Origin of the sequence: Phenylobacterium sp. 58.2.17 (genome assembly GCF_026411515.1) — a bacterium.
Classification (GTDB): Bacteria; Pseudomonadota; Alphaproteobacteria; order Caulobacterales; family Caulobacteraceae; genus Phenylobacterium.
Window position 1 is genome coordinate 25,998 of record NZ_JAPMTQ010000005.1, and the last position, 24,316, is coordinate 50,313.

The 24,316-nt window shown below is 68.7% G+C and carries 28 protein-coding genes and 1 tRNA gene; 7 read left to right on the forward strand and 22 right to left on the reverse strand.

The window, feature by feature from the left end; genetic code table 11:
- Positions 1-52: 52 nt before the first annotated feature.
- The 11 genes from accD to aroA form a co-directional block, all read right to left on the reverse strand.
- Positions 53-982, reverse strand: coding sequence for an acetyl-CoA carboxylase, carboxyltransferase subunit beta (accD, locus tag OUA97_RS05755; RefSeq protein ID WP_267230870.1), 930 nt, complete (start codon positions 980-982; stop codon positions 53-55).
- Positions 983-988: 6 nt separating this feature from the next.
- Positions 989-1,822, reverse strand: coding sequence for a tryptophan synthase subunit alpha (gene trpA / locus OUA97_RS05760; RefSeq protein WP_267230871.1), 834 nt, complete (start codon positions 1,820-1,822; stop codon positions 989-991).
- Positions 1,819-1,950 (reverse strand): hypothetical protein, encoded by a 132-nt coding sequence (locus OUA97_RS05765; protein ID WP_267230872.1) that lies wholly within the window; start codon positions 1,948-1,950, stop codon positions 1,819-1,821. Before OUA97_RS05765 ends, trpA begins: the two co-directional genes overlap by 4 nt.
- An 8-nt stretch (positions 1,951-1,958) precedes the next feature.
- Positions 1,959-3,179: a tryptophan synthase subunit beta gene (gene trpB / locus OUA97_RS05770; protein ID WP_267230873.1), complete on the reverse strand. Its 1,221-nt coding sequence runs from the start codon at positions 3,177-3,179 to the stop codon at positions 1,959-1,961.
- A 14-nt stretch (positions 3,180-3,193) separates the two neighbouring features.
- Complete coding sequence (locus OUA97_RS05775) at positions 3,194-3,838, reverse strand: phosphoribosylanthranilate isomerase (protein ID WP_267230874.1); 645 nt, start codon at positions 3,836-3,838, stop codon at positions 3,194-3,196.
- Between the two features lie 41 nt (positions 3,839-3,879).
- Positions 3,880-4,284, reverse strand: coding sequence for a large-conductance mechanosensitive channel protein MscL (mscL, locus tag OUA97_RS05780; RefSeq protein WP_267230875.1), 405 nt, complete (start codon positions 4,282-4,284; stop codon positions 3,880-3,882).
- 82 nt (positions 4,285-4,366) lie between these two features.
- The gene (gene ihfB, locus OUA97_RS05785) at positions 4,367-4,648 is read right to left on the reverse strand and encodes an integration host factor subunit beta (RefSeq protein WP_267230876.1); all 282 of its coding nucleotides are present in this window, start codon (positions 4,646-4,648) and stop codon (positions 4,367-4,369) included.
- Positions 4,649-4,874: 226 nt separating this feature from the next.
- Positions 4,875-6,824, reverse strand: a complete 1,950-nt coding sequence (locus tag OUA97_RS05790; RefSeq protein ID WP_267230877.1) for a DUF3857 domain-containing protein — start codon at positions 6,822-6,824, stop codon at positions 4,875-4,877.
- A gap of 160 nt (positions 6,825-6,984) precedes the next feature.
- Positions 6,985-8,694 (reverse strand): 30S ribosomal protein S1, encoded by a 1,710-nt coding sequence (gene rpsA, locus OUA97_RS05795; RefSeq protein ID WP_267230878.1) that lies wholly within the window; start codon positions 8,692-8,694, stop codon positions 6,985-6,987.
- Positions 8,695-8,873: 179 nt separating this feature from the next.
- On the reverse strand, positions 8,874-9,524 hold the full coding sequence (gene cmk, locus OUA97_RS05800; RefSeq protein ID WP_267230879.1) for a (d)CMP kinase: 651 nt from the start codon (positions 9,522-9,524) through the stop codon (positions 8,874-8,876).
- Positions 9,521-10,843: a 3-phosphoshikimate 1-carboxyvinyltransferase gene (gene aroA, locus OUA97_RS05805; protein ID WP_267230880.1), complete on the reverse strand. Its 1,323-nt coding sequence runs from the start codon at positions 10,841-10,843 to the stop codon at positions 9,521-9,523. The genes cmk and aroA overlap by 4 nt, the downstream gene beginning before the upstream one ends.
- A gap of 122 nt (positions 10,844-10,965) precedes the next feature.
- Here aroA and OUA97_RS05810 point away from each other — a divergent pair, with 122 nt between their 5' ends.
- Positions 10,966-11,427, forward strand: a complete 462-nt coding sequence (locus OUA97_RS05810; protein WP_267230881.1) for a TIGR02300 family protein — start codon at positions 10,966-10,968, stop codon at positions 11,425-11,427.
- A 119-nt stretch (positions 11,428-11,546) separates the two neighbouring features.
- A tRNA-Ala gene (locus tag OUA97_RS05815) sits at positions 11,547-11,622 on the forward strand.
- 118 nt (positions 11,623-11,740) lie between these two features.
- On the opposite strand, the gene OUA97_RS05820 is transcribed toward OUA97_RS05815, so the two are convergent.
- Positions 11,741-12,142, reverse strand: coding sequence for a GFA family protein (locus OUA97_RS05820; RefSeq protein ID WP_267230882.1), 402 nt, complete (start codon positions 12,140-12,142; stop codon positions 11,741-11,743).
- A 187-nt stretch (positions 12,143-12,329) separates the two neighbouring features.
- On the opposite strand from OUA97_RS05820, the gene OUA97_RS05825 reads away from it, so the two are divergent.
- Entirely contained in the window at positions 12,330-12,746 is a 417-nt protein-coding gene (locus tag OUA97_RS05825; RefSeq protein WP_267230883.1) for an Hsp20 family protein, read from the forward strand.
- Between the two features lie 44 nt (positions 12,747-12,790).
- Positions 12,791-13,045: a DUF1150 family protein gene (locus OUA97_RS05830; RefSeq protein WP_183772404.1), complete on the forward strand. Its 255-nt coding sequence runs from the start codon at positions 12,791-12,793 to the stop codon at positions 13,043-13,045.
- Positions 13,046-13,101: 56 nt separating this feature from the next.
- Here the strand turns inward: OUA97_RS05830 and ptsN are convergent, their stop codons facing one another.
- The 3 genes from ptsN to OUA97_RS05845 form a co-directional block, all read right to left on the reverse strand.
- Positions 13,102-13,566: a PTS IIA-like nitrogen regulatory protein PtsN gene (gene ptsN / locus OUA97_RS05835; RefSeq protein WP_267230884.1), complete on the reverse strand. Its 465-nt coding sequence runs from the start codon at positions 13,564-13,566 to the stop codon at positions 13,102-13,104.
- Between the two features lie 69 nt (positions 13,567-13,635).
- Entirely contained in the window at positions 13,636-14,274 is a 639-nt protein-coding gene (gene hpf, locus OUA97_RS05840) for a ribosome hibernation-promoting factor, HPF/YfiA family (RefSeq protein ID WP_267230885.1), read from the reverse strand.
- Positions 14,275-14,305: 31 nt separating this feature from the next.
- Entirely contained in the window at positions 14,306-14,923 is a 618-nt protein-coding gene (locus tag OUA97_RS05845) for an exopolysaccharide biosynthesis protein (RefSeq protein ID WP_267230886.1), read from the reverse strand.
- A 295-nt stretch (positions 14,924-15,218) separates the two neighbouring features.
- Between OUA97_RS05845 and OUA97_RS05850 the strand changes: the two genes are divergently transcribed.
- Positions 15,219-16,262, forward strand: a complete 1,044-nt coding sequence (locus tag OUA97_RS05850) for an aspartate-semialdehyde dehydrogenase (RefSeq protein WP_267230887.1) — start codon at positions 15,219-15,221, stop codon at positions 16,260-16,262.
- An 89-nt stretch (positions 16,263-16,351) separates the two neighbouring features.
- Here the strand turns inward: OUA97_RS05850 and OUA97_RS05855 are convergent, their stop codons facing one another.
- From OUA97_RS05855 to OUA97_RS05870, 4 genes are all read right to left on the reverse strand, one after another.
- The gene (locus OUA97_RS05855) at positions 16,352-17,155 is read right to left on the reverse strand and encodes a MetQ/NlpA family ABC transporter substrate-binding protein (protein ID WP_267230888.1); all 804 of its coding nucleotides are present in this window, start codon (positions 17,153-17,155) and stop codon (positions 16,352-16,354) included.
- A 17-nt stretch (positions 17,156-17,172) separates the two neighbouring features.
- The gene (locus OUA97_RS05860) at positions 17,173-17,829 is read right to left on the reverse strand and encodes a methionine ABC transporter permease (RefSeq protein ID WP_267230889.1); all 657 of its coding nucleotides are present in this window, start codon (positions 17,827-17,829) and stop codon (positions 17,173-17,175) included.
- 2 nt (positions 17,830-17,831) lie between these two features.
- Positions 17,832-18,803: a methionine ABC transporter ATP-binding protein gene (locus OUA97_RS05865; protein ID WP_267230890.1), complete on the reverse strand. Its 972-nt coding sequence runs from the start codon at positions 18,801-18,803 to the stop codon at positions 17,832-17,834.
- Between the two features lie 84 nt (positions 18,804-18,887).
- On the reverse strand, positions 18,888-20,213 hold the full coding sequence (locus OUA97_RS05870; RefSeq protein ID WP_267230891.1) for an oxygenase MpaB family protein: 1,326 nt from the start codon (positions 20,211-20,213) through the stop codon (positions 18,888-18,890).
- A 111-nt stretch (positions 20,214-20,324) separates the two neighbouring features.
- On the opposite strand from OUA97_RS05870, the gene OUA97_RS05875 reads away from it, so the two are divergent.
- Positions 20,325-20,921: a TetR/AcrR family transcriptional regulator gene (locus OUA97_RS05875; RefSeq protein WP_267230892.1), complete on the forward strand. Its 597-nt coding sequence runs from the start codon at positions 20,325-20,327 to the stop codon at positions 20,919-20,921.
- Between the two features lie 4 nt (positions 20,922-20,925).
- On the opposite strand, the gene OUA97_RS05880 is transcribed toward OUA97_RS05875, so the two are convergent.
- The 3 genes from OUA97_RS05880 to OUA97_RS05890 all read right to left on the reverse strand — a co-directional run bounded on the left by OUA97_RS05880 (position 20,926) and on the right by OUA97_RS05890 (position 23,463).
- On the reverse strand, positions 20,926-21,120 hold the full coding sequence (locus OUA97_RS05880; RefSeq protein ID WP_267230893.1) for a hypothetical protein: 195 nt from the start codon (positions 21,118-21,120) through the stop codon (positions 20,926-20,928).
- A 27-nt stretch (positions 21,121-21,147) separates the two neighbouring features.
- Entirely contained in the window at positions 21,148-22,638 is a 1,491-nt protein-coding gene (gene rpoN, locus OUA97_RS05885; RefSeq protein WP_267230894.1) for an RNA polymerase factor sigma-54, read from the reverse strand.
- An 81-nt stretch (positions 22,639-22,719) separates the two neighbouring features.
- Positions 22,720-23,463, reverse strand: a complete 744-nt coding sequence (locus tag OUA97_RS05890) for a glutathione S-transferase family protein (RefSeq protein ID WP_267230895.1) — start codon at positions 23,461-23,463, stop codon at positions 22,720-22,722.
- 102 nt (positions 23,464-23,565) lie between these two features.
- Between OUA97_RS05890 and OUA97_RS05895 the strand changes: the two genes are divergently transcribed.
- Positions 23,566-24,312, forward strand: coding sequence for a helix-turn-helix transcriptional regulator (locus OUA97_RS05895; RefSeq protein ID WP_267230896.1), 747 nt, complete (start codon positions 23,566-23,568; stop codon positions 24,310-24,312).
- Positions 24,313-24,316: the final 4 nt, after the last annotated feature.

A 24,316-nucleotide genomic window follows, 5' to 3' on the forward strand; every position in this document is an offset into this window, starting at 1 on the left:
CGGGCCACAGCGAAGGCCGCGCGCGGTTTCCAGTCAGATTGGAACGGAAGGCCTAGGCGGCGTTCGAACGCTCGCGCCCCATCATGAGGGTCTTGAGGATCGATCCCAGCACCGGCCGCATCTCTGCGCGGGTCACCACGCGGTCGATCTGGCCGCGCTCGACCAGGAACTCGGCGCGCTGGAAACCAGGGGGCAGGGTCTCGCGGATGGTCTGCTCGATCACCCGACGGCCGGCGAAGGCGACCATGGCGTTCGGCTCGGCCAGGTGGATGTCGCCGAGCATCGCATAGGACGCCGACACCCCGCCCGTGGTCGGGTCGGTCAGCACCACGATGTAGGGCAGGCCGGCGGCCTTGACCTCGTTCAGCGCCAGGGTGGTGCGGGCCATTTGCATCAGGGCGAGCGTGCCCTCCTGCATGCGCGCGCCGCCGGCGGCGGTGAAGATCACATAGGGGACGCCGCGCTTCACGGCTTCCTGCGCGGCCTTGATGAAGGCCTCGCCGACGCCGACGCTGAGCGAGCCGCCCATGAAGCTGAAGTCCTGCACCGAGACGACGCAGGGCACGCCCTCGATGGTGCCATAGCCCGAGCTCATCGCGTCCTGCGCGCCGCTCGCCTTACGGGCGGCCTTGAGCTTGTCCATGTAGGGCTTGGTGTCGGGGAACTTCAGCGGGTCGTCGACCACGCCCTTCGGCGCTTCCAGCTTTTCGTACTGGCCGTCGTCGAAGGTGTAGCGCAGGCGCTGCTCGGCGCCGATCCGCATGTGGTGGCCGGACGGAGTGACCCACAGGGCCGCCTCCAGGTCCGAGCGGTAGATCATCTCGCCGGTGTCGGGGCACTTGACCCAGAGGTTCTCCGGGGTCTCGCGCTTGGCGACCAGATTGCGCACGCCGGGCGCGATCCGGGAGAGCCAGCCGCGGCGTTCGCGGGGCGCCTGAGGGCCTTTGCCCGGTTTGTCGTTTCGCTGTTCAGCCATCGCCATGAGGTTCTACACCGTGAGGCTTTCGACTCGCGCGGAGCGCACAGCCTTAGCCAAGGATTCCACTTTGGAAAGAACCCTGGCGGTCACAGATTCGTTCATTGCCAAGCCTGTTGCGACCTCTTCGACCAGGGCCGAACCGACCACCGCAGCGTCCGCCACCCGGGCGATCTCGGCGGCCCGCTCGGGCGTCTTGATTCCGAAGCCCACCGCCACCGGCAGGCCCGAGGCGGCGCGGATGCGCTCGACGTTCGGCGCCACAGCCGCAGCGTCGGCCTCCTTCACGCCGGTCACACCGGCGACCGACACGTAGTAGACAAAGCCCGACGTGCGGCGGATCACCACCGGCAGCCGCTTCTCGTCGCTGGTCGGGGTCGCCAGCCGGATCAGCGACAACTCGCTGGCGTCCAGGGCGTCGGCCAGCGGATCGGCCTCTTCCGGCGGGATGTCGACGCAGATCACGCCGTCGACCCCGGCCGCCGCGGCGTCGCGCGCGAAGGCGGCATAGCCATGGTGCACCAGCGGATTGGCGTAGCCCATCATGATGATCGGCGTCGCCTGGTCGGACTTCCGGAACTCGGCGACCATCGCCAGGGTCTTCTTCAGCGTCTGGCCGTTCGCCAGCGCCCGCTGGGCGGCGCGCTGGATCGGCGGGCCCTCGGCCATCGGATCGGAGAACGGAAAGCCGACCTCGATCAGGTCGGCGCCGGCGCCTGGCAGGCCCCGCAGGATCTCCAGGCCGGTCGCGTAGTCAGGGTCGCCGGCCATCACATAGGCGACGAACGCGGCCCGGTTCTCCGCCTTCAGCTGGGCGAAGCGGGCCTCGATGCGGGATTTGCTCATGGGGACGCCCTGTGCACCGTGGGGGTCGAACCGCGGACGTCGACCTTGATGACGCCCGTCGCCCAGCCGGCCGCCAGCAACAGCGCTACGGCGACGACGATCTGCAGGGCGTATCTCAGCCTGGACATCGAGGCGGTCAAATCGTGCGGCCCAGGTGGTCGGCGACGGTCTGCACGTCCTTGTCGCCGCGCCCGGAGAGGTTCAGCACTACAATCCCGTCCTTGCCGACCTCGGCGCAGATCTCCGGCAGGCGGGCCAGGGCGTGCGAGGATTCGATCGCCGGCAGGATGCCTTCCAGCTCGGCCAGCAACTTGAAGGCGTCCAGCGCCTCCTGGTCGGTGCAGGTCAGGTACTTGGCCCGGCCGACGTCGTGCAGCCACGAGTGCTCCGGCCCGATGCCCGGATAGTCGAGGCCGGCCGAGATCGAGTGCGCCTCGGTGATCTGGCCTTCGTCGTCCTGCAGCAGATAGGTCATGTTGCCGTGCAGGACGCCCGGACGGCCGCCGTTGATCGCCGCGGCGTGACGGCCCGTGTCCATGCCCTCGCCCGCCGCCTCGACGCCGAACAGCTGCACGCCCTCGTCGTTGAGGAACGGGTGGAACAGGCCGATGGCGTTCGAGCCGCCGCCGACGCAGGCGACCACCGCATCGGGCAGCCGGCCTTCCAGCTCCAGGATCTGCTGCTTCGCCTCCTGGCCGATCACGGCCTGGAAGTCGCGGACCATGGCCGGATAGGGGTGCATGCCCGCCGCCGTGCCGATCAGGTAGTAGGTGTCGTGGACGTTGGTGACCCAGTCGCGCAGGGCCTCGTTCATCGCGTCCTTCAGGGTCGCCGAGCCGGCGGTGACCGCCTCGACCTGGGCGCCCAGCAGGTTCATCCGGAAGACGTTGGGCTTTTGCCGCTCGACGTCGACCGCGCCCATGTAGACCACGCAGGGCAGGCCGAAGCGGGCGCAGACGGTGGCCGTGGCCACGCCATGCTGGCCGGCGCCGGTCTCGGCGATGATCCGGGTCTTGCCCATCCGCATGGCCAGCAGGATTTGGCCCATGCAGTTGTTGATCTTGTGCGAGCCGGTGTGGTTCAGCTCTTCGCGCTTCAGATAGATCTTCGGCCCGCCATAGTGCTTCGTCAGCCGCTCGGCGTAGTAGAGCGGGCTGGGACGGCCGACATAGTGGGTCAGGAAGCTGCGCAGCTCGGCCTGGAAGGCCGGATCGTTCTTCGCCGCCGTGTAGGCCGCGTCCAGCTCGTGGACCAGAGGCATCAACGTCTCGGGAACGTAGCGCCCGCCATAGTCGCCGAAGCGGCCGGATGCGTCCGGATAGGCGGTGTAGTCGTTGGGTTTCGCTGGGGCGTTCACAGGAATCTGCAACTTCAAGCGCGGCGGACGGCGTCGAGAAACGCCTTGATCAAGGCCGGGTCCTTTAGTCCGGGACCGCGTTCCACGCCAGAAGAAACGTCCACAAGCGGCGCGCCCGACAGCCGGATCGCCTCGCCGACGTTCCACGGATCGAGGCCCCCGGCCAGCAGCCAGGGCCGCTGGAAGCGCCGCCCGGCCATGATCGTCCAGTCGAACCGCGCGCCGGTTCCGCCCGGCAGTTCGGAGTCCTTCGGCGGCTTGGCGTCGAACATCAGGTGTTCGACCACCGGCTCGAAGCCGCCCGCCGCCGCGACGTCGGAGGCGTCCGACACCGGCAGCGCCTTGATGATCCCGACGCCCGTGCGCTCGGCCGCCTGATGGGCGCGCGCCGGCGTCTCCTTGCCGTGCAGCTGGACGAGGTCGGGCTTCAGGGTCGCCATCAGCCGGTCGAGCATCGCATCGTCCGGATCGACGGTGACGGCGACGATCTTCACGCCCCGCGCCCGCGCCGGCTGGGCCAGGATCGCGGCGGCCTCGAGCTCGACATAGCGCGGGCTCTTGGGGAAGAAGTTGAAGCCGATGTGGCTGGCCCCGCCGTCGGCGGCCGCACGCACGGTCTCAGGCGTCGAAAGTCCGCAGATCTTGGCGCGCACGGTCATGGGCCGCAGTTAGCCCCGCTGGCGCGCCAAGCCAAGCCGGATCAGGGCTTGGTCTTCAGAAGGTCGCGGATTTCGGTCAGTAGCGCCTCGCTGGGGCTGGGCGCGGCGGGCGCCTCCTCCTGTTGGCGGCGCAGGGCGTTCACGCCCTTGATCAGCAGGAACACAACCCAGGCGACGATCAGGAACTGGATCAGGGTGTTGATGAAGGCGCCGTATTGGATGGCGACCAGTTCGCTGGCCTTGGTCGCCGGATCGTCCGCCCGCAGCACCCATTCCAGTTTCGAGAAGTCCATGCCGCCGGTCAGCAGGCCGATCGGCGGCATCACCACCTGATTGACCAGGCTGTCGACGATCTTGTTGAACGACGCGCCGATGATCACGCCGACCGCAAGGTCGATGACATTGCCGCGTGCGATGAACTCGCGGAATTCAGAGAAGATGCCCATGGATCACCGTTGATCGCTCAAACCAAGGATCAGGATCGACTGAGCCCTTCCTTTAGGTCAACCGCAAACCGCTGCGGGTTGCCTAATCGGCATTGAGCCGTTCCCGCAGTTCCTTGCCGCTCTTGAAGAACGGAACATGCTTGGCGCGCACGTCCACGGACTCGCCCGTGCGCGGATTGCGGCCGGCCCGCGCATCGCGCGACCGCACCGAAAGCGCCCCGAAGCCGCGCAGCTCGACGCGGCCGTCAGTTTCCAAAGCTTGGATCATCCGCTCGAGGATAACCCCGACCACGCGCTCGACGTCGCGTTGGGTCAGGTGCGGGTTTTCCTCCGACAAGCGGGCGATAAGTTCCGACTTGATCATGCCTATTTCCGGGTCCCCGAGCCGTGGGGAGACGGCTCATAGGCTTTCAACTAGGAGCAACAACTTCGCCAGACGGCGCGCCTCGCAAGAAATCGCTGGAAGCGAGCGGGACCATGGTCGAGTCCGATTGGATGTTCAAGGCGCAAAGAAGGTTGACGCCCCCTCCCACAGCCCCGTTCGCCGGTTTTTCAACCGTCAGGTGACGTCAGGTAAGTGTCACGCGACGTCATTTGGGCGCCCGCACGAAGTATTCCTGCGCGGCCAGCGCCCGCAGGCCCCGATTCGCCGCCTCGATATCGGCCGCCGGAATTTCGGGCGCCATCGCGCGCACCTGGGTCGAGAACCGGGCCACCTCGCCCTCGATCCGCGAGGATTGCCGCACTTCGTAGCCGCCGATCGTCTGCTCGCCGTTCGGACCGCGGATCGTAAAGCCCCGCCCGCCGCCCGGCAGCACCACCTCGGTCACAGACTCGCGGAAGGTCGGATAGGCCACCGCATAGGGGGCGTCGCGGTTGGGGCCCGGCTCGCGCCGCGGATAGGCGGTCACACCGCCGCCGGCTCCCGGCAGCTTGAACTCGCGCACGCCCAGGTCGGGGTTCTCGCGCCAGTCGACCTCAGCCGTGCCGGTCATCACCAGCGTGAAGCTGTTGTCGCCCGGCTGGCTGTCCCAGCGGACGCTGTCCAGCGCGATCCAGCTGTAGCTGGCGGAGAAAGCCTGGCGGAAGGTGCGCTCCAGGTCGGCCTTGGGCGCGCGCGCGGCGACCTGGCGGAAGCCGGCTGCGGCGTCGCCGTGCATGCGCAGTTCGACTCGCGCCGGGGCGGCCTCCGACAGTCCCTTTGAGGCGTCGAGGTGGATCTCGGCGACGATCTGCGGCCGGCTGGGCGGCGGCTCGACCACCCGCTCCAACTCGGCGCCGTCGGCGCGCAGCGGCAGCGCCCAGCGCCAGCCGGGCGCTGGCAGGGTGTCGATCCCGCCGCGGTCGCCAGTCCGCGTGCCGTCCAGCCAGTAGGTCTTGCCGCCGATGACGGCGCGCACCAGCACGTGGTTGAACGCCGACAGCGAGGGCAGGCGCTCGTCCATCCCGTCGCCGCCGCCCAGCGACACCAGCGCCGGCTCGGACTCGATCCCCAGATCCTTGAGCAGCGCCAGCAGCAGCACTGTCTTGCCCTTGCAGTCGCCGAACCGCCGCTGCCAAGTCTCGTCGGCCGAGGCCGGCACATAGCCGCCCTCGCCCATGCCCAGGAACAGGTAGCGGGTCTGGTCCTCGACCAGCTGCAGGGCCGCGAAGGCGCGGTCCTTGGGATCCTTGTGCGCGGCGGCGATGGCCGCGGCCTGCGCCTTCACATCGGAGTCCGGGCCCAGGGTCGCGGCCTTGGCGAAGTGTGGGTGCATGATGCGCGAGACATCACCCCAGGCGGCGTAACTCGACACCTCCAGGTCGCCCAGCCGCTGGAACCGCAGCGGCGCGCCCAGCGGCGGCTTGGGCGCCGTGGCCAGGGCCTGGTCTCGCTCCAGCACCGTCCAGCCGCCCTGGCTCGCGACCTTCGGCTCGCCGAAGCCTTCGGTGCCCTGCCAGCGCACCGCCTTGCCCTGCGGCCAGGAGACGCGCACGCGATAGCGCCCCGCCGCGCCGGGGAACTGCATGCGCTCATAGTCGTAGGAGTGGCCCTCGACGATCGGGTCGCGGCGGGTGGTCGTCCAGGCCATGTCGACCAGGTCGCCGACCTGCAGCCCCTCGATCTGGCGGCTGGCGGTCAGTCGCCCGTCGAGCATCGCCCGCTCCAGGTTGGTCTCGCGGCGCAGGACCAGCAGGTCCTTGCCGCCCTTCAGGAGGTCGATGGTCTTGCCGTCGCGGACGATGCGCAGGGTGTGCCAGGCCACCTGCTCGACCGACGGGTCCCAGGTCACGTTGCGCGATTGGAAGCCGGTCAGCCCCTCGGACCGGGTCACCCGGTAGATGCGGCGGTTGTAGTAGGAATCCCCCTCCGGCGAGAACCGCGTCTGGTTGTCGTCCAGCACCACCTGCACCGCCGCGCCCCCGTCCTCGGGCGGGGTCTGGGGGATATCCGCCACCGCCACCCAGGCGGCCGGCGGACCGAAGCTCGGCCGGTTGGCGGCCAGCGCGGGCGAGAACCAGGCGGCGGCGGCGATCGCCACCAAGGTCGTACGATACAAGGCGGCGCGCCTCCACGGGGAACTGAGGGCGCGCACGATACCGGCCTAACCGGAAAAGGAAACGGCGGACCGGCTTCCCGATCCCCGGCCCCCAAAAAGAAAGCGGCGGACCGGTTTCCCGATCCGCCGCCAGCTTCAAACCGCTATGCGGCTATGAGGCTTATTCCTTGCCGGCCTTCTCGCGAAGGGCCGCGCCGAGGATGTCGCCCAGCGAAGCGCCGGAGTCCGACGAGCCGAACTGCTCGATGGCTTCCTTTTCTTCGGCCATTTCCAGCGACTTGATCGACAGCGACACGCGACGGGCGGCCTTGTCGATCTGGATCACTTGAGCGTCGACGCGGTCACCCACGGCGAAGCGTTCCGGACGTTGGTCGGCACGGTCGCGCGACAGGTCCGACTTGCGGATGAAGGCCGTCATCGGGGCTTCGTCGTCGCCGAACTTGACCTCGATGCCGCCGGTGGTGACTTCCGTCACCGTGACGGTCACGGTCTGGCCGCGGCGGAAGGTGTCGCCTTCCATCGGGTCGCCGGCCAGCTGCTTGATGCCCAGCGAGATGCGTTCCTTCTCGACGTCGACGTCGAGAACGCGCGCCTTGACCACGTCGCCCTTGTTGTACTTGGCGATCGCTTCTTCACCCGACACGGTCCAGTCGAGATCCGACAGGTGCACCATGCCGTCGATGTCGTTGTCCAGGCCGATGAACAGGCCGAACTCGGTGGCGTTCTTGACTTCGCCCTCGACGGTCGAGCCGATCGGATGGGCAGCCACGAAGGCGTCCCACGGATTCGCCATGGCTTGCTTCAGGCCCAGCGACACGCGGCGCTTCGACGGATCGACGTCCAGCACGACCACGTCGACTTCTTGCGAGGTCGAGACGATCTTGCCCGGATGGACGTTCTTCTTGGTCCAGGACATTTCCGAGACGTGGACCAGGCCCTCGACGCCCGGCTCCAGCTCCACGAAGGCGCCGTAGTCGGTGATGTTGGTGATCCGGCCGGTGAACTTGGCGCCCACCGGGTACTTGGCTTCCACGCCGTCCCACGGGTCGGACTGCAGCTGCTTCATGCCGAGGCTGATGCGCTGGGTGTCCGGGTTGATCTTCACGATCTGGACCTTCACGGTGTCGCCGACCGCGAGCACTTGGCTCGGGTGGTTGACGCGCTTCCAGCTCATGTCGGTGACGTGCAGCAGGCCGTCGATGCCGCCCAGGTCAACGAACGCACCGTAGTCGGTGATGTTCTTGACCACGCCTTCGCGGACTTCGCCCTCTTGCAGCTGGCTGACCAGCTCCGTGCGCTGTTCGGCGCGGGCTTCTTCCAGGATGGCGCGACGCGACACGACGATGTTGCCGCGCGGACGGTCCATCTTGAGGATGGCGAAGGGTTGTTCCTTGCCCATGAGCGGGCCGACGTCGCGCACCGGGCGGATGTCGACTTGCGAACCCGGCAGGAAGGCCGAGGCGCCGCCCAGGTCCACGGTGAAGCCGCCCTTCACGCGGCCCACGATGGTGCCCATGACCGGCTCGTTCTTTTCGTAGACGCCTTCCAGACGGGTCCAGGCTTCTTCGCGGCGGGCCTTGTCGCGGCTGATGACCGCTTCGCCCATGGCGTTCTCGACGCGCTCCAGGAAGACCTCGACGGTGTCGCCCACCTTCAGGGTCGGCTTGCCGCTTTCATCAACGCCGAATTCCTTCACGGACACGCGGCCTTCGGTCTTCAGACCGACGTCGATGATCGCGAAGTCCTTTTCGATGCCGACCACGGTGCCCTTGACGACAGTGCCTTCCATGAAGTCACGGCCGCCCATCGAGGCGTCGAGCAGCGCGGCGAAATCGTCACGCGAGGGGTTCAGGCTAAGATCGTCAGCCATTGATGTTCTTTCGTACTTGAATGACCTCGGCGCCCCTCGAAAAGGGCATGACCCCAGCCGAACGGAGTTCGGACGGAGTCCCGGCGTCAGGTTGAGGGTTGCGACCGATGACGCGGGAAACCCCGCGCCGGTGATTTGCCCGCGGCCGTGCGAGGGAAAGGCGCGGTTGGATTTGCGGGCTAGGAATTCTCCCAGCGCGCGCGCGCCGCCTCGACGATGCGGCGGGCCGCATCGGTGGCCTGCTCTATAGTCATTTCGCTGGTATCCAGCAAGACGGAGTCGTCGGCCGGCCGCATCGGGCTGTCGGCCCGGCCGCCGTCGCGAGCGTCGCGCTTGCGGATGTCTTCGAGGATATCCTCGTAGGCGACCGCCTCGCCCTGCCCCTGCAACTGCTTCCAGCGCCGCTCGGCCCGGATCTCGGGCGCGGCGGTGACGTATAGCTTGGCCGGGGCCTCCGGCGCGATCACCGTGCCGATGTCGCGCCCGTCGATCACCGCCCCGCCCGGCCGGCGGGCGAACTCCTGCTGCATGTCGCGCAGCGCCTCGCGCACCGGGGAATGGACGGCGACGCGGCTGGCGGCCTCGCCGGCCTCGCGGGTGCGGAACGCCGGGTCGGTCAGCATCTCGGCGGTCAGGTCGCGGGCGACCTGGGTGGCCGCCGCGACGTCGTCCAGGTCGCCGCCGTGTCGGGCCAGCAGCACCCCCACCGCCCGATAGAGCAGCCCGGAGTCCAGCATCGGCATGTCGTAGGCGCCGGCCAGCCGGCTGGCGATCGTGCCCTTGCCCGAGGCCGCCGGCCCGTCGACCGCGATGACGAACGGCCTCTTCACGAGATCTCCGCGCCCATGCCGCGCATCAGCTCCACGAAGCCGGGGAAGCTGGTGGCGATCATGCCGGGCTCGTCGACCGCCACCGGCGCGTCCGAGGCCAGGCCCATGACCAGGTGCGACATGGCGATCCGATGGTCGCCCTTGGTCGTCACCCGCGCGCCGCCGGCGACCGGATGGTTGCCCCGCGCCGAGCCGACGACGATGAGCCCCTCCGGCTCCTCCTCGACCCCGACGCCGCAGGACGCCAGCCCCGCCGCCATCAGGGCGATGCGGTCGCTTTCCTTGACCCGCATCTCGCCGATGCCGCGCATGGCGGTCGAACCGTCCGCGAAGGCGGCGGCCACGGCCAGGATCGGATACTCGTCGATCATCGACGGCGCCCGCTCCGGCGGCACCGCAACGCCCTTCAGCGCCGAATGGCGGGCGGTGATGTCGCCGACCGGCTCGCCGCTCTCCTCGCGCACATTGGTGATGGCGAGATCGGCGCCCATTTCCTGCAGGGTGGTGAACAGGCCGGTGCGCAGCTCGTTGAGCAGCACGCCCTCGACCGTCACCTCGGACCCCGGCGTGACCAGCGCGGCCACCAGCGGGAAGGCCGCCGAGGACGGATCGCCCGGCACCCGCACCGTGGTCCCGGTCAGCGTCTGGCCGCCCGGCAGGGTGATCCAGCGACCATCGGCCTTGTCCTCCACCTCGACCACCGCCCCGAAGGCCCGCAGCATCCGCTCGGTGTGGTCGCGAGTGGCCTCCGGCTCGATCACCTGCGCGCCGCCCTGCGCATGCAGGCCGGCCAGCAGCACCGCCGACTTCACCTGCGCCGAGGGCTCGGGCAGCCGATAGGAGAGGTGCTGCAGCGCCCCGCCCTGCAGGGTCAGCGGCAGGCGCCCGTTCGAGCGGCCCATGAAGCTCGCGCCCATCTGGCCGAGCGGCCCCAGCACCCGGCGCATCGGCCGCCCGCGCAGGGACTCATCGCCCGTGAAGGTGGCGGCGAACGGAAAGCCCGCCATCGCGCCCATGATCAGGCGCACGCCGGTGCCGGCGTTGCCGCAGTCGATCACGTCCGCAGGTTCGGAAAACCCGCCCGCGCCCTCGACCCGCCAGCGGCCCTCGCCGAGCCGTTCGACCTTGGCCCCGAAACTGCGCATCGCCGCGGCCGTCCGCAGCACGTCGTCCCCTTCGAGAAGCCCTTCGATCTCGGTCGTTCCCCGCGCCAGCGCGCCGAGAATAAGTGAGCGGTGAGAGATCGATTTATCGCCTGGGGCGCGCACGCGGCCCCGCAGCGGGCCGCCGCGTTTCGCGGTCAGTCCTGCCGACGTCATGGGATGTCCAAGCCTCCTTGAGGGCTTGCTGTTTTTCGAAAAGGGGATTGCTTTTGACAGCGCTCCCCGCCCATGGCAAGGGAGCCCGCTTCAATTCCAACCTCTCTAAGAGGCTACGCCCCTTGGCCAATCCAGAACTGGGCGCAAAGCAAATTTGCCCCAACTGTCAGGCAAAATTCTACGACCTGACCCGCCGGCCCGCCGTCTGCCCGAAATGCGGCACGGAATTCGACCCGGACGAAGCCGTCCGCAACCGCCGGGTTCGCGCCCGGACCTCGACCGTGGACCATGAGGACGCCGAGGATCAAGTTCGCGGCAAGCCCAAGGACGAGGACGAAGAAGAAGAAGACGAGGCGGTGACCCCCGAACTCGACGAAGTCACCGACGAGCCGCCGCTGGTCTCGGACGACGACGACGAGGCGCCCGACGCCACGCCGGAAGACCAGCTCTCCGAGTTCAGCGAGGACGAGCTCGAGGACGAGGAAGGTGACGACGTTCCGTTCCTCGAGGACGAGGACGAAGACGATTTCGACGACGCCGAAATCGAGGGTCTGCCGGGCGAAGGGAACGACGACGACCGGTAAAAATCAGGGGTGCGACAACCCGCTCAAATTTTTCTTTCAGGGTGGGTTGATCGCACGAAACTCTCAGACTAGGTTCCGCGCCTCTTCGGGGGGCGACCACTGAAGAGACCCGAGACCTCGGGGCTATAGCTCAGTTGGTAGAGCGCTTGAATGGCATTCAAGAGGTCAGGAGTTCGACTCTCCTTAGCTCCACCATGGAGGCCCGCAGGACACCCTGCGGGCCTTCGCCTTATCCGGGGTCCGGCCTAGAGCAACGTCCGATCTGATTGGATTGGAATTGCGCGCAACTCTTGGAATTTCGAGTCAGGCGGCGTCACCAGCTGTTGCGCCCGTCGACCCTCTCGACCGCGATCGCCGACCAGTCGAGGTCGTCCACCAGCCGCAGGTTCAGCGCGTGGATGCGGGCGCTCGGCATGGCGCCGGCCTCGAACCCCGGCTTCGGCGTCCCATCCGTATTGTAGACCGATCCCCAGTCCGGCGAGTCGCCCCAGGTCTGCATCCCGCAGCGGCCGCAGAAGTGGTGGCGGTTGTCGGCCTCGGTGGCCGAGTAGGTGCGCACGTCGTCCTGCGAGAGCACCGCAAGCTCGCCGGGCTTGTAATAGGCCCATACCGCGCCGGTGCGCGCGCAGTAGGTGCAGTTGCACTCCGTGGCGCTGGTCGGGACCGGCGCCTGGATCTTGGTGGCGCCGCAATGGCAGGAAGCGGTCAGGGACATCGGGCAAGGCTCCTCAATCAACGGGACCTGCCCCCTAACGCGCGGGCGGCCGAAACATGTCAGCAGCCGGCCGACTCGCCGCGCCGTTGAAATCGCGCCGGCCAATCGCCACATGAAATCCAACCGGACCGCCGCGCCGAACCTAGGGCGGGGGTTCCGGGGAGTCGCTTAAGCTGAGGACTCTGGAATGAACCGGTCGCTTGTCTTCGACAGCCCCTTCCTGCTGGGTTTCGATCATACCCGCAGCCTGATCGAGCGCGCGGCCAAGGCCGCCGCTGAAAGCTATCCGCCCTACAACGTGGAAGACCGCGGCGACGGCGCCCTGCGGATCACCCTGGCGGTGGCCGGCTTCACCCCCGACCAGCTGCAGGTGACGGTCGAGGACGACCGCCAACTGGTCGTGGCCGGCAAGCGCGAGGGCGGCTCGGAGGAGGCCTATCTGCACCGCGGCATCGCCGCGCGGGGCTTCATCCGCACGTTCGTCCTGGCCGACGGCATGAAGGTCGAAGGGGCCACCCTGGCCCACGGCCTGCTGCACATCGACCTGATCCGCCCGGAACCAGAGCGCCTCGTTCAGCGGATCCCCATCAAGACGGCCGGCTGAACCGGCGGCCGTTCGACGCGTTGAGTTTTACGGAGGTGGTCATGATGACGCCCAATCTTACGACTGAAGCTTTCGCCGCTCTTGGCGCCCCGGACCTGGTCTATGTCCGTCCGATCAAGGCCGCTGAGATCATGGCGAGCACGCCCGCTGCACAGATCCAGGGGTTTCAGCTCGATCCCGATCAGATTTTGTATGCGGTCCACCGCGCCGACGGCGAACGCCTGGCGGTGCTGACTGACAAGGACTCGGCCGTGGCCGCGGCGCTGGCCCACGAACTGGCGCCGGTCTCGGTCCACTAGATCATCGATAGCAGATTGCGCCGGTCGGGCCCTGCGGGGCCCGGCCGGTCGCCGTATCAGGCGGCCGCCGACGGCCGCTCCTGAACCAGCAGCGCATGAATGGCGTCGGGCGTCCTGGCTTGGCGCAGGTGTTCGCGCAGGTCGCCCTGGCGCAGCATCCGCGACACCCGGGCCAGGGCCCGCAGGTGCTCCGAACTGGCGTTCGGCGGCGCGAACAGCGCGAAGATCAGGTCCACCGGCTGCTCATCCACCGACTCGAAAGCGACCGGCTGGTCCAGGCGCACGAACACGCCGCGCATCTGGGTCAGGCCCTCGAGCCGCGCATGAGGCACGGCCACGCCATGGCCGACGCCGGTCGAGCCGGCGTTCTCACGCTCGATGAGCGCGTCGAGCACGGCGCCCGCGTCCAGCCCGAAGCCCCGCGCGGCGATTTCCGCCACCACGGCCAGGGCCTGACGCTTGCTTGGCGCGCTCGCACGCGCCGCGATCGCCGCGCGGTCCAGGATATCGCCTATTTGCATAATCTCGTGACGCCCAAACTCGAACAAAGCCCGACTTACGTCCGGCTCGGGGACGGCGAGATCCAGCGCCTAGACGCTGGTTCCGTTTACGCCGTTCCCATCGAGCGTTTTCGTACGTTCGGGATCGATCCAGCCGATATTCCCATCCGGCCGGCGGTACACCACGGACAAGCCTCCGTGAGCGGCGTTCCTAAACACGATTGTCTGAGATTCCGTCAAGTCCAACTCCATGACCGCCATGGAAACGGTCATTTCGCGAACAGGCTTTTCGGTTTCCGCGATCACCATCGCCGAAGGCGGGGCGTGGGCGGCGTGCGACGTTTCGCCGTCGTCCCAGTCGACGTCCTCCTCGCCCTCCGGCGCACGGATGACGAAATAGGACGCCGTTTCCGCCTGCTTGGCGTTGGCCGCAGCCGAGTGACTCTTCAGCCGGCGCTTGTAGCGGCGGATGCGAGTCTCGATCTTGGCGAGCGCCGCATCGAACGCGCCGTGCGCGTCGCTCCCCAGGCCATGGGACTGCAACGCCTGGCCGGAGGCCAGCTTCACCGCGCAGTCGACTCGGAAGGAATGGCCCTCGCGGCTGACCACGACGTCGGCGTCTCCGCCACGTTCGAAGTACTTGCCGATGGAACCGGTGATTTCGTCGGTGACCCGCTCTCGCAGGGCCTCCCCGACGGCGACATGCTTGCCAGAGACCAAGACTTGCATGAGCTAACAACGCGCCTGAGCGGCGCCGGTGTCAAGCACCCCCGAGCCAGTTCACGAGAAGGCGAACTCCGGCGATCACCGCGTCCGCCGCGACGTACAAAAGAAAGGCGCTGAACCCCGCCAACACGTAGCCGGCGACCGCAAAAAAGCCGTCACGCTGGAACAGCGAGAACCCCAGAACGCCGATCGTCAGGCCCGGCAGCAGGTTGCCGAGCGGGATCGGCAGAATCAGCACGAAGGCCAGCAGCGTGCAGATCACGCCGATCAGCCGCTGGCCCCAGGCGCTGAACAGCACCGCGATCCGCGGGCGGGAGATTTTCTCGAACCGCTCCACCCACGGCAGCAGCGGCCCGAACACCTTGTTGAGGTCCGCCCCACTGATCCGCCGCCCGTCGACCGACCGCGGCATCCAGGGCGCCTCCACCCCCAGCGCCACCTGCGGCGCCAGCAGCAGCAGCGGCGCGCCCAGCACCGTCGAGGAGCCCGGCGGCAGCGGCAGCAGGTTGGGCAGGGCGAAGATGAACAACAGCGCCCCGAAGGCGCGAGTGCCGAACCGGTCGATGATCTCGCCGACGCTCACGCTGTCGCGCGCGCCCAGCTCACGGACGATCGCCGAAATGGAGGTGTGGCCGTCGTCGTCCTCGATCATGCCTCGCCGTTACGGCCCCTTGCAGTCGCCCAGCGTGACCACAACGCCCAGGACGTGAATTGGATTTGGCCTGAATTTCTTCATTTACAAGCAGGCGCCTATTGCCATATCGGAGCGCCATGCGTCGTTCGACCATTAAAAGCGCGATTAAAACCACCATGCCCGCGGGGCTTGGGGGTTCGCGCGTGCTCGCCGCGTAAGACCCCAAGGACCCCGCCGGCAGGCTGGGGTCGCAATTTCTAAAAAGCGAAAGACCTCGGCCTTCCGGAACTCACCCACCGGAGACGATAGAGTCATGCTTTCCACGCAAGTCGCCCGCCCCGCCGGCCAACGCCTGTTCAACGTCGCCATCGTCGGCGCCACCGGCGCTGTCGGCGTCGAGCTCATGGAGTGCCTCGAGCGCCGCAACTTCCCGGTCCGCTCGTTGAAGCTGCTGGCCTCGCCGCGCTCGGCCGGCCGCACCTACAGCTTCCAGGGCCGCCAGGTGGCCGTCGAGGCGCTGACCGCCGAGTCGTTCACCGGCGTGGACATCGCCCTGTTCTCGGCCGGCGCCAGCATCAGCCGCGAGTTCGCCCCCATCGCCGCCGCCAAGGGCTGCGTGGTGGTCGACAACTCCTCGGCCTTCCGCATGCAGCCGGAGATCCCGCTGGTGGTGCCGGAGGTGAACGGCGGCCTGCTGGCCGAGCAGCCGCGCATCGTCGCCAACCCGAACTGCGTCGCCGCCATCGCGGTGATGGCCCTGGCCCCGCTGAACGCCAACAACAAGGTCCAGCGGGTGATCGGCGCGACCTACCAGTCGGCCTCGGGCGCCGGCGCCGCGGCCATGGCCGAACTTGAGCAATCGACCGCCGCCTACCTGGCCGGCGAGGCCTTCGAGCCCAAGGTGCTGCCGCACCCGTACGCCTTCAACCTGTTCAGCCACAACGCCGGGATCGACGCCGAGACCGGCTACAACGGCGAGGAGCTCAAGGCGATGGAGGAGATCCGCAAGATCATGTCCGCGCCGGACCTGCGCCTGTCGTTCACCTGCGTGCGGGTGCCGGTGCTGCGCGCCCACTCGATGTCGCTGACCGTCGAGTTCGAGAACCCGATCACGCCGCAGGAGGCCGAGGAGTGGCTGGCCGCCGCCCCGGGCGTGAAGCTGGTCAACGACGCCCTGCGCAACCACTTCCCGATGCCGAACGAGGCCTCGGGCGGCGACGACGTGCTGGTCGGCCGCATCCGCGCCGACCTCTCCGACCCGACCGGCCGCACGCTCAGCATCTTCGTGGTCGGCGACCAGCTGCTGAAGGGCGCGGCCCTCAACGCGGTCCAGATCGCCGAGGTCGTGGCGGGGTAATCGGCCTTCCTCCCTTGCGAAGCGGGGGAGGGGGAGCGTCAGGCATCGCGCTTGAGGCCGCCCTCCCCGATCACGATGGGGAAGGAAAGTCAGAACGCCGGCTGCACCGCGCCGGCGTATTTCTGGGCGATGAACGCCTTCACTTCCGGCCCGGTCAGCGCCTTGGCCAGCTTCTGCACCCGCGGGTCGCCGGCATTGTCCGGCCGGGCGACCAGCAGGTTCACATACGGGCTGTTCCCGTCCTCCAGGATCAGCGCGTCCTTGGCCGGGTTCAGGCCCGCGTCGAGCACGTAGTTGGTGTTGATCACCGCCAGGTCCAGCTCGCCCAGCACCCGCGGCAGGGTCGCGGCCTCCAGTTCCCTGAACTTCAGGCCCTTGGGGTTGGCGACGATGTCGTTCAGGGTCGAGAGCGGATTGGTCGGATCCTTCAGGGTGATCAGCCCGCCCTTCTGCAGAAGCAGCAGCGCCCGCCCCCCGTTGCTCGGCTCGTTGGGGATCGCCACGCTCGCCCCCTGGGGCAGCTGGGCCAGCGACTTGATCTTCTTCGAATAGGCCCCGATCGGCTCGATGTGCACGCCGACCACCTTCACCAGTTTGGCGCCGCGGGCCTTGTTGAACTCGTCGAGATAGGGCGCGGTCTGGAAGTAATTCACGTCCAGCTGCTTCTGCGCCACTTGCAGGTTCGGCTGCACGTAGTCGTTGAACACCTTCACATCCAGCTTCACCCCCTCCTTGGCCAGGATCGGACGGACGACCTCCAGGATCTCGGCGTGCGGCACGGGGGTGGCGGCGATCACCAGGGTGTCGGAGGCGGCCGTGGCGGCGGGCTTCTGGCCGCAGGCGGCCAACGCCAGGGCCGCGGCGGCCAGGATCAGGGTGCGCTTGTTCAACATCTGGATAACCTCTCGGCTCAGCGGCGGCTGAGCTTGATGACCAGGCGGTCGCCCGCCCATTGCAGCCCCTGCACCAGGGCCAGCAGCAGCAGCACCGTCACGACCATGACGTCGGTCTGGAACCGCTGGTAGCCGAAACGGATGGCGAGGTCGCCCAGCCCCCCGGCCCCGACCACCCCGGCCATGGCCGTGTAGGAGACGAGCGCGATCGCCGTCACCGTGGCGCCGGCCACGATCCCCGGCAGCGCCTCGGGCAGCAGCGCCCCGAACACGATCTGGCGCGGACTGGCGCCCATCGCCTGGGCCGCCTCGATGACGCCCTTGTCGACCTCGCGCAGCGCGGTCTCGACCAGCCGCGCATAGAAGGGCGCGGCCCCCACCACCAGCGGCGGAATGGCCCCGGCCACCCCCAGCGAGGTGCCGACCAGCAGCATGGTCAGCGGGATCATCACGATCAGCAGGATCACGAACGGCACAGAGCGCAGCACGTTGACCGCGAACGACAGGCCCGCGTGCGCCGGACCGTTCTCCAGCAGCCGGCCCTTGCCGGTCAGAAACAGGATCACGCCGAGCGGCAGGCCCAGCAGCACCGAGAAGCCCAGCGACGCGGCGAGCATGATCGCGGTGTCTAGGCTGGCCTGTCCGATGTCGGACCAGTTGATGTTGGCGAACATGCTCACGCCTCCTCGACCCGCACGCCGGCCGCGCTCAACCGCGCGCGCGCAGCGGCCACGTCGCCGCCGACCAGGCTGACCAGAAGTTGGCCGTAGGGCTCGTCGCGAATGCGGTCGATGCGTCCGGCCAGGATCGAATAGTCGACCCCGGTGTCGCGGGCGATGCGCCCCAGGATCGGCTCATAGGTCGCCTGGCCGCGGAAAGTCAGCCGTAACGCCCCCGGCGTCGCCGCTGCGCCCAGACCGGCGGCGTCGGCCACCAGCGCCCGGGTCACCGCATGCTGCGGATGCAGGAACACCTGCGCCACCTCGCCGCTCTCCACCACCGATCCGGCGTCGAGCACGGCGACGCGATGGCAGACCCGGCGGATCACCTCCATCTCGTGGGTGATCAGCACGATGGTCAGGGAAAGCTCGCGGTTTAGTTCGCTCAGCAGGTCGAGGATCTGTTCGGTGGTCTGCGGGTCGAGCGCGCTGGTCGCCTCATCGCAGAGCAGGGTCTTCGGGCCGTTGGCCAGCGCCCGGGCGATGCCGACCCGCTGCTTCTGGCCGCCGGACAGCTGGGCCGGATACTTGGCGGCATGATCTGACAGCCCCACCCGCGCCAGCAGCTCGCCCACCTTCGGCCCGATCTGCGCGCCCGGCACGCCGGCGACCTTCAGCGGATAGGCGACGTTCTGGGCGACGGTCTTCGACGACAGCAGATTGAAGTGCTGGAAGATCATCCCGACCCGCCGGCGCAGGGCCCGCAGCGCCGCGGCGTCCAGCGCCCCGACGTCCTCGCCGTCGGTGACCACCTTGCCGGCGCTCGGCCGCTCCAGGCCGTTGATCAGCCGGATCAGGGTCGACTTGCCCGCCCCCGACTGGCCGATGACGCCGAAGACCTCGCCGGCCGCGACCTGCAGGGTGACGTCATGAAGCGCGGGCGCAGGCGCGCGCGCAAAGGTCTTGCCGACGGATTGAAAGCTGATCACGCGGGCATCCCTATCGGGACGTCCGCCAGGCTCAAGACAGAATTTCTCGCAAAGCCCGCAGGTCCGGGCGCGTTCTTGCCGAAATCAGGCCGCCGCGCGCACGCCCGGGGTCGGTCGATAGGCGCCGGCGTCGCTCGTGAACTCCGCGTGGCCATAGCGCTGAAGCAGCGCGCGGATCTTGCGCACCAGAATCGCATCCGCCGCGCCGCGCAGCAGCGGCGTGCGCGACGCCCAGCGATAGGCCGCCATCCGCAGGCCGACGGCCACCGCCACCAGCGCGAACACCGCCCGGTCCAGACCACTGACCGGCACGCCCATCCGCTGCGCCGCGGCCTGGTCGCCCTTCAGAAACTGGCGCAGGAAGAACGCCTTGGCGAAGCTCTTTTCGATGACGTTGTGCAGCCGCGCGGCCGGCGACCGGCTGGCCGGCAGATAGGCCAACAGGGTGGCGCGGATCAGCTCGCCGCAGGTTTCGTCGTCGAACCCGTGGCGCAGAGTCGAATTGCGCGCCGTCATGATGCGCACGATCCCCTCGGGCGTGGTGGCCAGCAGCTCCTCGGGCAGGCCCAGCAGGAAGCAGCGGTAGCGGGCCAGCTCCACCTGGGCGCGCTCGGACGCGGTGAAGGTCCGGCGCCCCTGGCCCACGATCTTGAAGGCCATCAGGAAGATCGGGATCAGCCCGGCCGGCATCTGGTCGACCTGGGGGATCGGAACGCCGTAGACGGCGCTGTCCCAGCGGCCGCTGCGCAGGGCGTTGAAGCGCACCATCGAGTGCATCAGCCGCACCATGGCGGCGGCCTTGAACCCTTCGCCATGGCGCTCCAGCGCGCCGGGCAGCACGGTGGTCGCAAAGAAGGTCGCGGTCTCGTTGACCCGCCGCGCGGCGGTGTCGTTGCTCAAGGTCCCGGTCAGGGCCATCGGCAGGGCCGAGTACTTGTTGAGGAAGGTGGCGATGAACGCCCCTCGGATCGCGAACGGCGCCAGGTTGGCGGTGGCGTTGCGGTCGATCCGCGCGCCCTCGGCGACCAGCTCCATGTCCACCCAGGCCGGCGTCGCCTCCATCGCCCCGATGAAGGCGGCCAGTTCCGGCGGCGCGTCCTCCACCGCCTCGACGCCCTCATCGCAGGCCTGCACCAACATGGCGATCAGCCGCTTGAAGCCATACTGCGGGATCAGCGCCGCATAGGCGTCGGCCACCACGTCGCCCAGCATCGAATAGGCGCGAACCAGTTCGATCTCCTCGTCGGTCACCTGCACGCCCAGCGGCGCGCGGTCGCGCACCACCGCCAAGGCCGGATCGTCGGTGAACCGCTCCGGCTGGCGGTCGAAATCCACGCTCGCATACATCTGCGGCAGCAGGGCTTGCTGGGCGGCGATACGCTGGCGGGCGCGCTCGACGGCGGGGGTCATGGACGTCTCCAGGCAATGCGGTCTTGGTCTGCCCGGAACGATATGTAAGCATTCCTCACATTCCTACTCGCGTTCACGCGGCCGCGCCCCGCCGCTTTTCGGTTCCGGCAAATGTCTGAAAGAAAACGAAGAACGCCACGCCAGGCGCGGGCCGGGTCGACCGTCGAGGCGATCCTGGGCGCCGCCCTTCAACTTCTCGAGGCCGAGGGCCTCGAGCGCCTGACCACCAACCACATCGCCGCCCGCGCCGGGGTCAGCATCGGCACCGTCTACCAGTACTTCCGGGACAAGGACGACATCCTGGCCGCCCTGGCGCAGCAGCGGGCCGGCGCAGTGCGCGACGACATCGCCCAGCTGGTCATCAGCCCGCCCGGCGCGAACGCCATCCGCGCCATCGTCCAGGCCCTGACCCGCAGCTTCGACGACGCCCCGCGCGCCCGCGCAGCCCTGCTCGACGCCATGTACCGCGGGCGCGACGACGGCGGCCTGCAGCAGCACCATCAGGCGTTCCTCGCCGCCATCGACGGCAAGGTCCAGCTCCACGCCGAGCTCACGCCCGAGCGCGCCTTCGTGCTCACCCACGCGCCGGTCAGCCTGCTGCGCGCCGCCGCGGCCGAGCCCGGCCTGGGGCTCGATCCGCAAGCGCTGGAGGACGAATTGGTCCGGCTGTTGGAGGCCTATCTGACGGCCCTGCCCGCCGCGGGCTGAGGGCTCAGCGCCGCCGGTTGCGCCGTCGCCAGGCCAGCGCAAGGCGAACGATCACGATCACGGCCGTGGCCATCCAGACCCACTTGCCCCACGCCGGCAGCTCGACATCCCGGGTCAGGTGGATGGCGAGAAGCCCGCCGCCGATGAACACCACGGCGACCACGACCGCGGTCAGCGACTGCTTGGCGTCCTCGCTCATCGCCCGTCCCTTCGCCTGCAGGCGCGCCTAAACCGCTTCCTTCAGCATCCGGCGGCGCTCGACCGACGAAGGGATGCGCATCGCCTCGCGGTACTTGGCCACGGTGCGGCGGGCGATGTCGACGCCGGTTTCCTTGAGGATTTCGACGATCCGGTCGTCGGAGTGCACGTCGCGCTCGCCGCGCTCGGTGTCGATCAGCTGCTTGATCTTGTGGCGCACGCTCTCGGCCGAGTGTGCTTCCCCGCCCGAGGTCGAGGCGATCGACGAGGTGAAGAAGAACTTCAGCTCGAACAGCCCCCGCGGAGTGGCGATGTACTTGTTCGAGGTCACCCGGCTGACGGTGGATTCGTGCATCCCGATGGCGTCGGCCACGGTCTTCAGGTTCAGCGGCCGCAGGTGCTCGACCCCGAAGGCCAGGAACCCGTCCTGCTGGCGCACGATCTCGCTGGCCACCTTCAGGATGGTCTTGGCCCGCTGGTCCAGGCTCTTCACCAGCCAGTTGGCGCTGGCCATGCAGTCGGAGACGAAGACCTTTTCCTGGTCGGTGCGCGCGCCGCCGGCGACGCGGGCATGATAGCGCTGGTCGATCAGCAGCCGCGGCAGGGTGTCGGTGTTGAGCTCCACGTGCCACAGGCCGCCCAGGCCCTCGCGCACGAACACGTCCGGCGCCACCGGCTGGCTCGGCTCGCCGCCGAACGCCGCGCCGGGCCGCGGCGTCAGGCCGCGCAGCTCGGCGACCATGTCGCGCAGGTCCTCGTCGTCGACGCCGCAGACGCGGCGCAGCGCGTTCATGTCCCGCCGCGCCAGCAGTTCCAGATTGTCCAGCAGCGCCACCATCGCCGGGTCGCAGCGATCACGTTCCTTCAGCTGCAGCATCAGGCATTCGCGCACGTCGCGGGCGAAGACCCCGGTCGGCTCGAAGCCCTGCAGCGTGGTCAGCACGCCCTCGACCGCGGCCAGCTCGCAGCCCAGCCGCTCGGCGGTCTCCAAAAGGTCGATGCGCAGGTATCCGCCCTCGTCCACCCCGTCGATCAGGATGGCGGCGATGGCGTTCTGGGTCGGGCTCAGCCGGGCCACCGCCAGCTGGTCGTGCAGATGTTCGGCCAGCGTCTTCTCGCGGGTCAGCCGGCCCTCGAAATCCTCGGTGTCCTCGAAGGAGCCGCCCTTGCCGGCCTTGGACCAGTCAACCGCCCCGCCCGCATGCTGGGCCTCCTGGGCGTCGCCGGTGGCGTGCTCTCCGGGCGAGGCCTGGTCGTGGGCGGCGTCCATGTCGGCGGCGGCGGCATGGTCGGCCAGATGTTCGCTGGCGGCCTCGTCCGATTCGCGCGGGGCCTCGTCGCGGTCGGGCTCCGAATCGCGCTCGTCGCGCTGCAACAGCGGATTGCGCTCCAGCTCGCCCTCGACGAAGGCTTCGAGCTCAAGGTTCGAGAGCTGCAGCAGCTTGATCGCCTGCTGCAGCTGGGGCGTGATGACCAGCCCCTGCCCTTGCCTCAGCTCCAAACGCGCGCCGAGCGCCAAATCCGCCTCCTGGCCTGTTTCTTGCTGGCGAGGTTAGCGCGCTCATCCCAACCGAAGTGTTAACCGCACGGCGCAGCTTGATTAAGCGGCCATGGTCTCCCGCGCCGGGGCCAGCGGCGCCCAGTCGAACTCCGGATAGACCCCGGCCATCATCCGATCGACATAGGCGACGAGGTTGCGAAAGCTCATCGCCCGCTCGCGGATCGGGGCGTCGAAGTACGGCGCCATCAGCCCCGCCAGCATGCCGAAGGCGATCGCATCCACCCCGCTCGGCCGGCAGCCCATCAGGAACGGCTTGGCCCCCAGCAGCGCCGACAGCGCCGCCAGGGAGCGCACGCCCAGGCTCAGGATCTCAGGCTCCGAGTGGCGGCCCACGCCCGCCGCGCGGATGTTCTCGGCGACGCGGCCCTGGATGTCGCGGCGCATGTCCTCCTGCAGGGTCGGCGGCAGGGCGGCGAAAAACTGCGCCGGGCCCTTGGCGTAGTTCTCGGGGATCAGCCAGCGCACGTGCGCCAGCGTCCAGCCGAAGTGATTCTCCACCATCCGCTCGATGGCCCAGGCCTGGGCCCGTTCGGCCAGGCTCAGGCCCTCGTCGAAGTCGACGGCGTACTTCTTCTCCAGATGCAGGCGGATGAAGTGGCTGTCGGCGATCAGTTCGCCGTCGTCGTCCAGCCAGGGCAGCTGGCCCTTGGGCGACAGATGCGGCATGGCGGCTTCCTTCACATAGGGCAGGCCCGCCATCCGCAGATGGACCTCGGTCTTGGTGACGTAGGGGCTGACCTCGGGCACGCCGAAGTTCGCGCCGGCTCCGTAAAGCGTGATCATGGAGTCTCTCCCTGAAAGAACTCCGTTGGCTTAGAACCCGGCTGCTGCCACCATGCTGTCAGCATCGCCGGCCGATGCTCCAGCCCCATGAAGCGGATCTCCATGCGTCGCGCCGATCGCCTGTTTCAGATCATCCAGATCATGCGCCGGGCGCGTGCCCCGATCACCGCCGACGCCATCGCCGAGGAGCTCGAGACCTCCAAGCGCACAGTCTATCGCGACATCGCCACCTTGATGGGCCAGCGGGTGCCGATCCGCGGCGAGGCCGGCATGGGCTATGTCCTCGACCAGGGCTTCGACCTGCCGCCGCTGATGTTGACCCCTGACGAGATCGAGGCCGCCGTGCTCGGCGCCCAGTGGGTGGCCAGCCGCGGCGACCCTTCGCTGGCCCGCGCCGCCCAGGACCTGATCGCCAAGATCGGCGCCTCGGTGCCCGAGCGCCTGCGGCCCTATGTGCTGGAGCCGGCTGGCCGCGCCGTCCCTGGCTGGCGCACCGCCCCGCCCGACCAGCTCGACATGGCGCAGGTCCGCGCCGCCATCCGCGCCGGCCGCAAGATCACCCTGCACTATCGCGACGAGCAGGACCGCGAGAGCCGCCGCACCGTCTGGCCGGTCACCGTCGGCTATCACGAGACGGTGCGGATGCTGGTCGCCTGGTGCGAACTGCGGACCGACTTCCGCAACTTCCGCACCGATCGGGTGGTCGCCGCCGAGTTCCTCGAGGACCGCTACCCCGACCGCCCTTCGCTGCTGCGGGCCCGCTGGCGCAAGGCGCTGGAGGAGGAACGCCGCCGCCACCACGCGCAATGGGAGGCCCAGCGCGACCAGCAGGCCGCGCCGAACACCTAGCCGC

Excerpts from the sequence above, each read along its gene's own strand:
- OUA97_RS05825 (WP_267230883.1), top strand. The coding sequence starts at position 12,330 with ATGAACCGGTCGCTTGTCTTCGACAGCCCCTTCCTGCTGGGTTTCGAT.
- ihfB (WP_267230876.1), bottom strand. The coding sequence starts at position 4,648 with ATGATCAAGTCGGAACTTATCGCCCGCTTGTCGGAGGAAAACCCGCAC.
- OUA97_RS05870 (WP_267230891.1), bottom strand. The coding sequence starts at position 20,213 with ATGACCCCCGCCGTCGAGCGCGCCCGCCAGCGTATCGCCGCCCAGCAA.
- OUA97_RS05820 (WP_267230882.1), bottom strand. The coding sequence starts at position 12,142 with ATGTCCCTGACCGCTTCCTGCCATTGCGGCGCCACCAAGATCCAGGCG.
- hpf (WP_267230885.1), bottom strand. The coding sequence starts at position 14,274 with ATGCAAGTCTTGGTCTCTGGCAAGCATGTCGCCGTCGGGGAGGCCCTG.
- OUA97_RS05775 (WP_267230874.1), bottom strand. The coding sequence starts at position 3,838 with ATGACCGTGCGCGCCAAGATCTGCGGACTTTCGACGCCTGAGACCGTG.
- OUA97_RS05890 (WP_267230895.1), bottom strand. The coding sequence starts at position 23,463 with ATGATCACGCTTTACGGAGCCGGCGCGAACTTCGGCGTGCCCGAGGTC.
- OUA97_RS05845 (WP_267230886.1), bottom strand. The coding sequence starts at position 14,923 with ATGATCGAGGACGACGACGGCCACACCTCCATTTCGGCGATCGTCCGT.
- OUA97_RS05850 (WP_267230887.1), top strand. The coding sequence starts at position 15,219 with ATGCTTTCCACGCAAGTCGCCCGCCCCGCCGGCCAACGCCTGTTCAAC.
- OUA97_RS05875 (WP_267230892.1), top strand. The coding sequence starts at position 20,325 with ATGTCTGAAAGAAAACGAAGAACGCCACGCCAGGCGCGGGCCGGGTCG.
- mscL (WP_267230875.1), bottom strand. The coding sequence starts at position 4,284 with ATGGGCATCTTCTCTGAATTCCGCGAGTTCATCGCACGCGGCAATGTC.
- OUA97_RS05830 (WP_183772404.1), top strand. The coding sequence starts at position 12,791 with ATGACGCCCAATCTTACGACTGAAGCTTTCGCCGCTCTTGGCGCCCCG.
- OUA97_RS05895 (WP_267230896.1), top strand. The coding sequence starts at position 23,566 with ATGCGTCGCGCCGATCGCCTGTTTCAGATCATCCAGATCATGCGCCGG.
- OUA97_RS05880 (WP_267230893.1), bottom strand. The coding sequence starts at position 21,120 with ATGAGCGAGGACGCCAAGCAGTCGCTGACCGCGGTCGTGGTCGCCGTG.
- rpsA (WP_267230878.1), bottom strand. The coding sequence starts at position 8,694 with ATGGCTGACGATCTTAGCCTGAACCCCTCGCGTGACGATTTCGCCGCG.
- ptsN (WP_267230884.1), bottom strand. The coding sequence starts at position 13,566 with ATGCAAATAGGCGATATCCTGGACCGCGCGGCGATCGCGGCGCGTGCG.
- OUA97_RS05860 (WP_267230889.1), bottom strand. The coding sequence starts at position 17,829 with ATGTTCGCCAACATCAACTGGTCCGACATCGGACAGGCCAGCCTAGAC.
- trpA (WP_267230871.1), bottom strand. The coding sequence starts at position 1,822 with ATGAGCAAATCCCGCATCGAGGCCCGCTTCGCCCAGCTGAAGGCGGAG.
- OUA97_RS05855 (WP_267230888.1), bottom strand. The coding sequence starts at position 17,155 with ATGTTGAACAAGCGCACCCTGATCCTGGCCGCCGCGGCCCTGGCGTTG.
- OUA97_RS05765 (WP_267230872.1), bottom strand. The coding sequence starts at position 1,950 with ATGTCCAGGCTGAGATACGCCCTGCAGATCGTCGTCGCCGTAGCGCTG.
- aroA (WP_267230880.1), bottom strand. The coding sequence starts at position 10,843 with ATGACGTCGGCAGGACTGACCGCGAAACGCGGCGGCCCGCTGCGGGGC.
- accD (WP_267230870.1), bottom strand. The coding sequence starts at position 982 with ATGGCGATGGCTGAACAGCGAAACGACAAACCGGGCAAAGGCCCTCAG.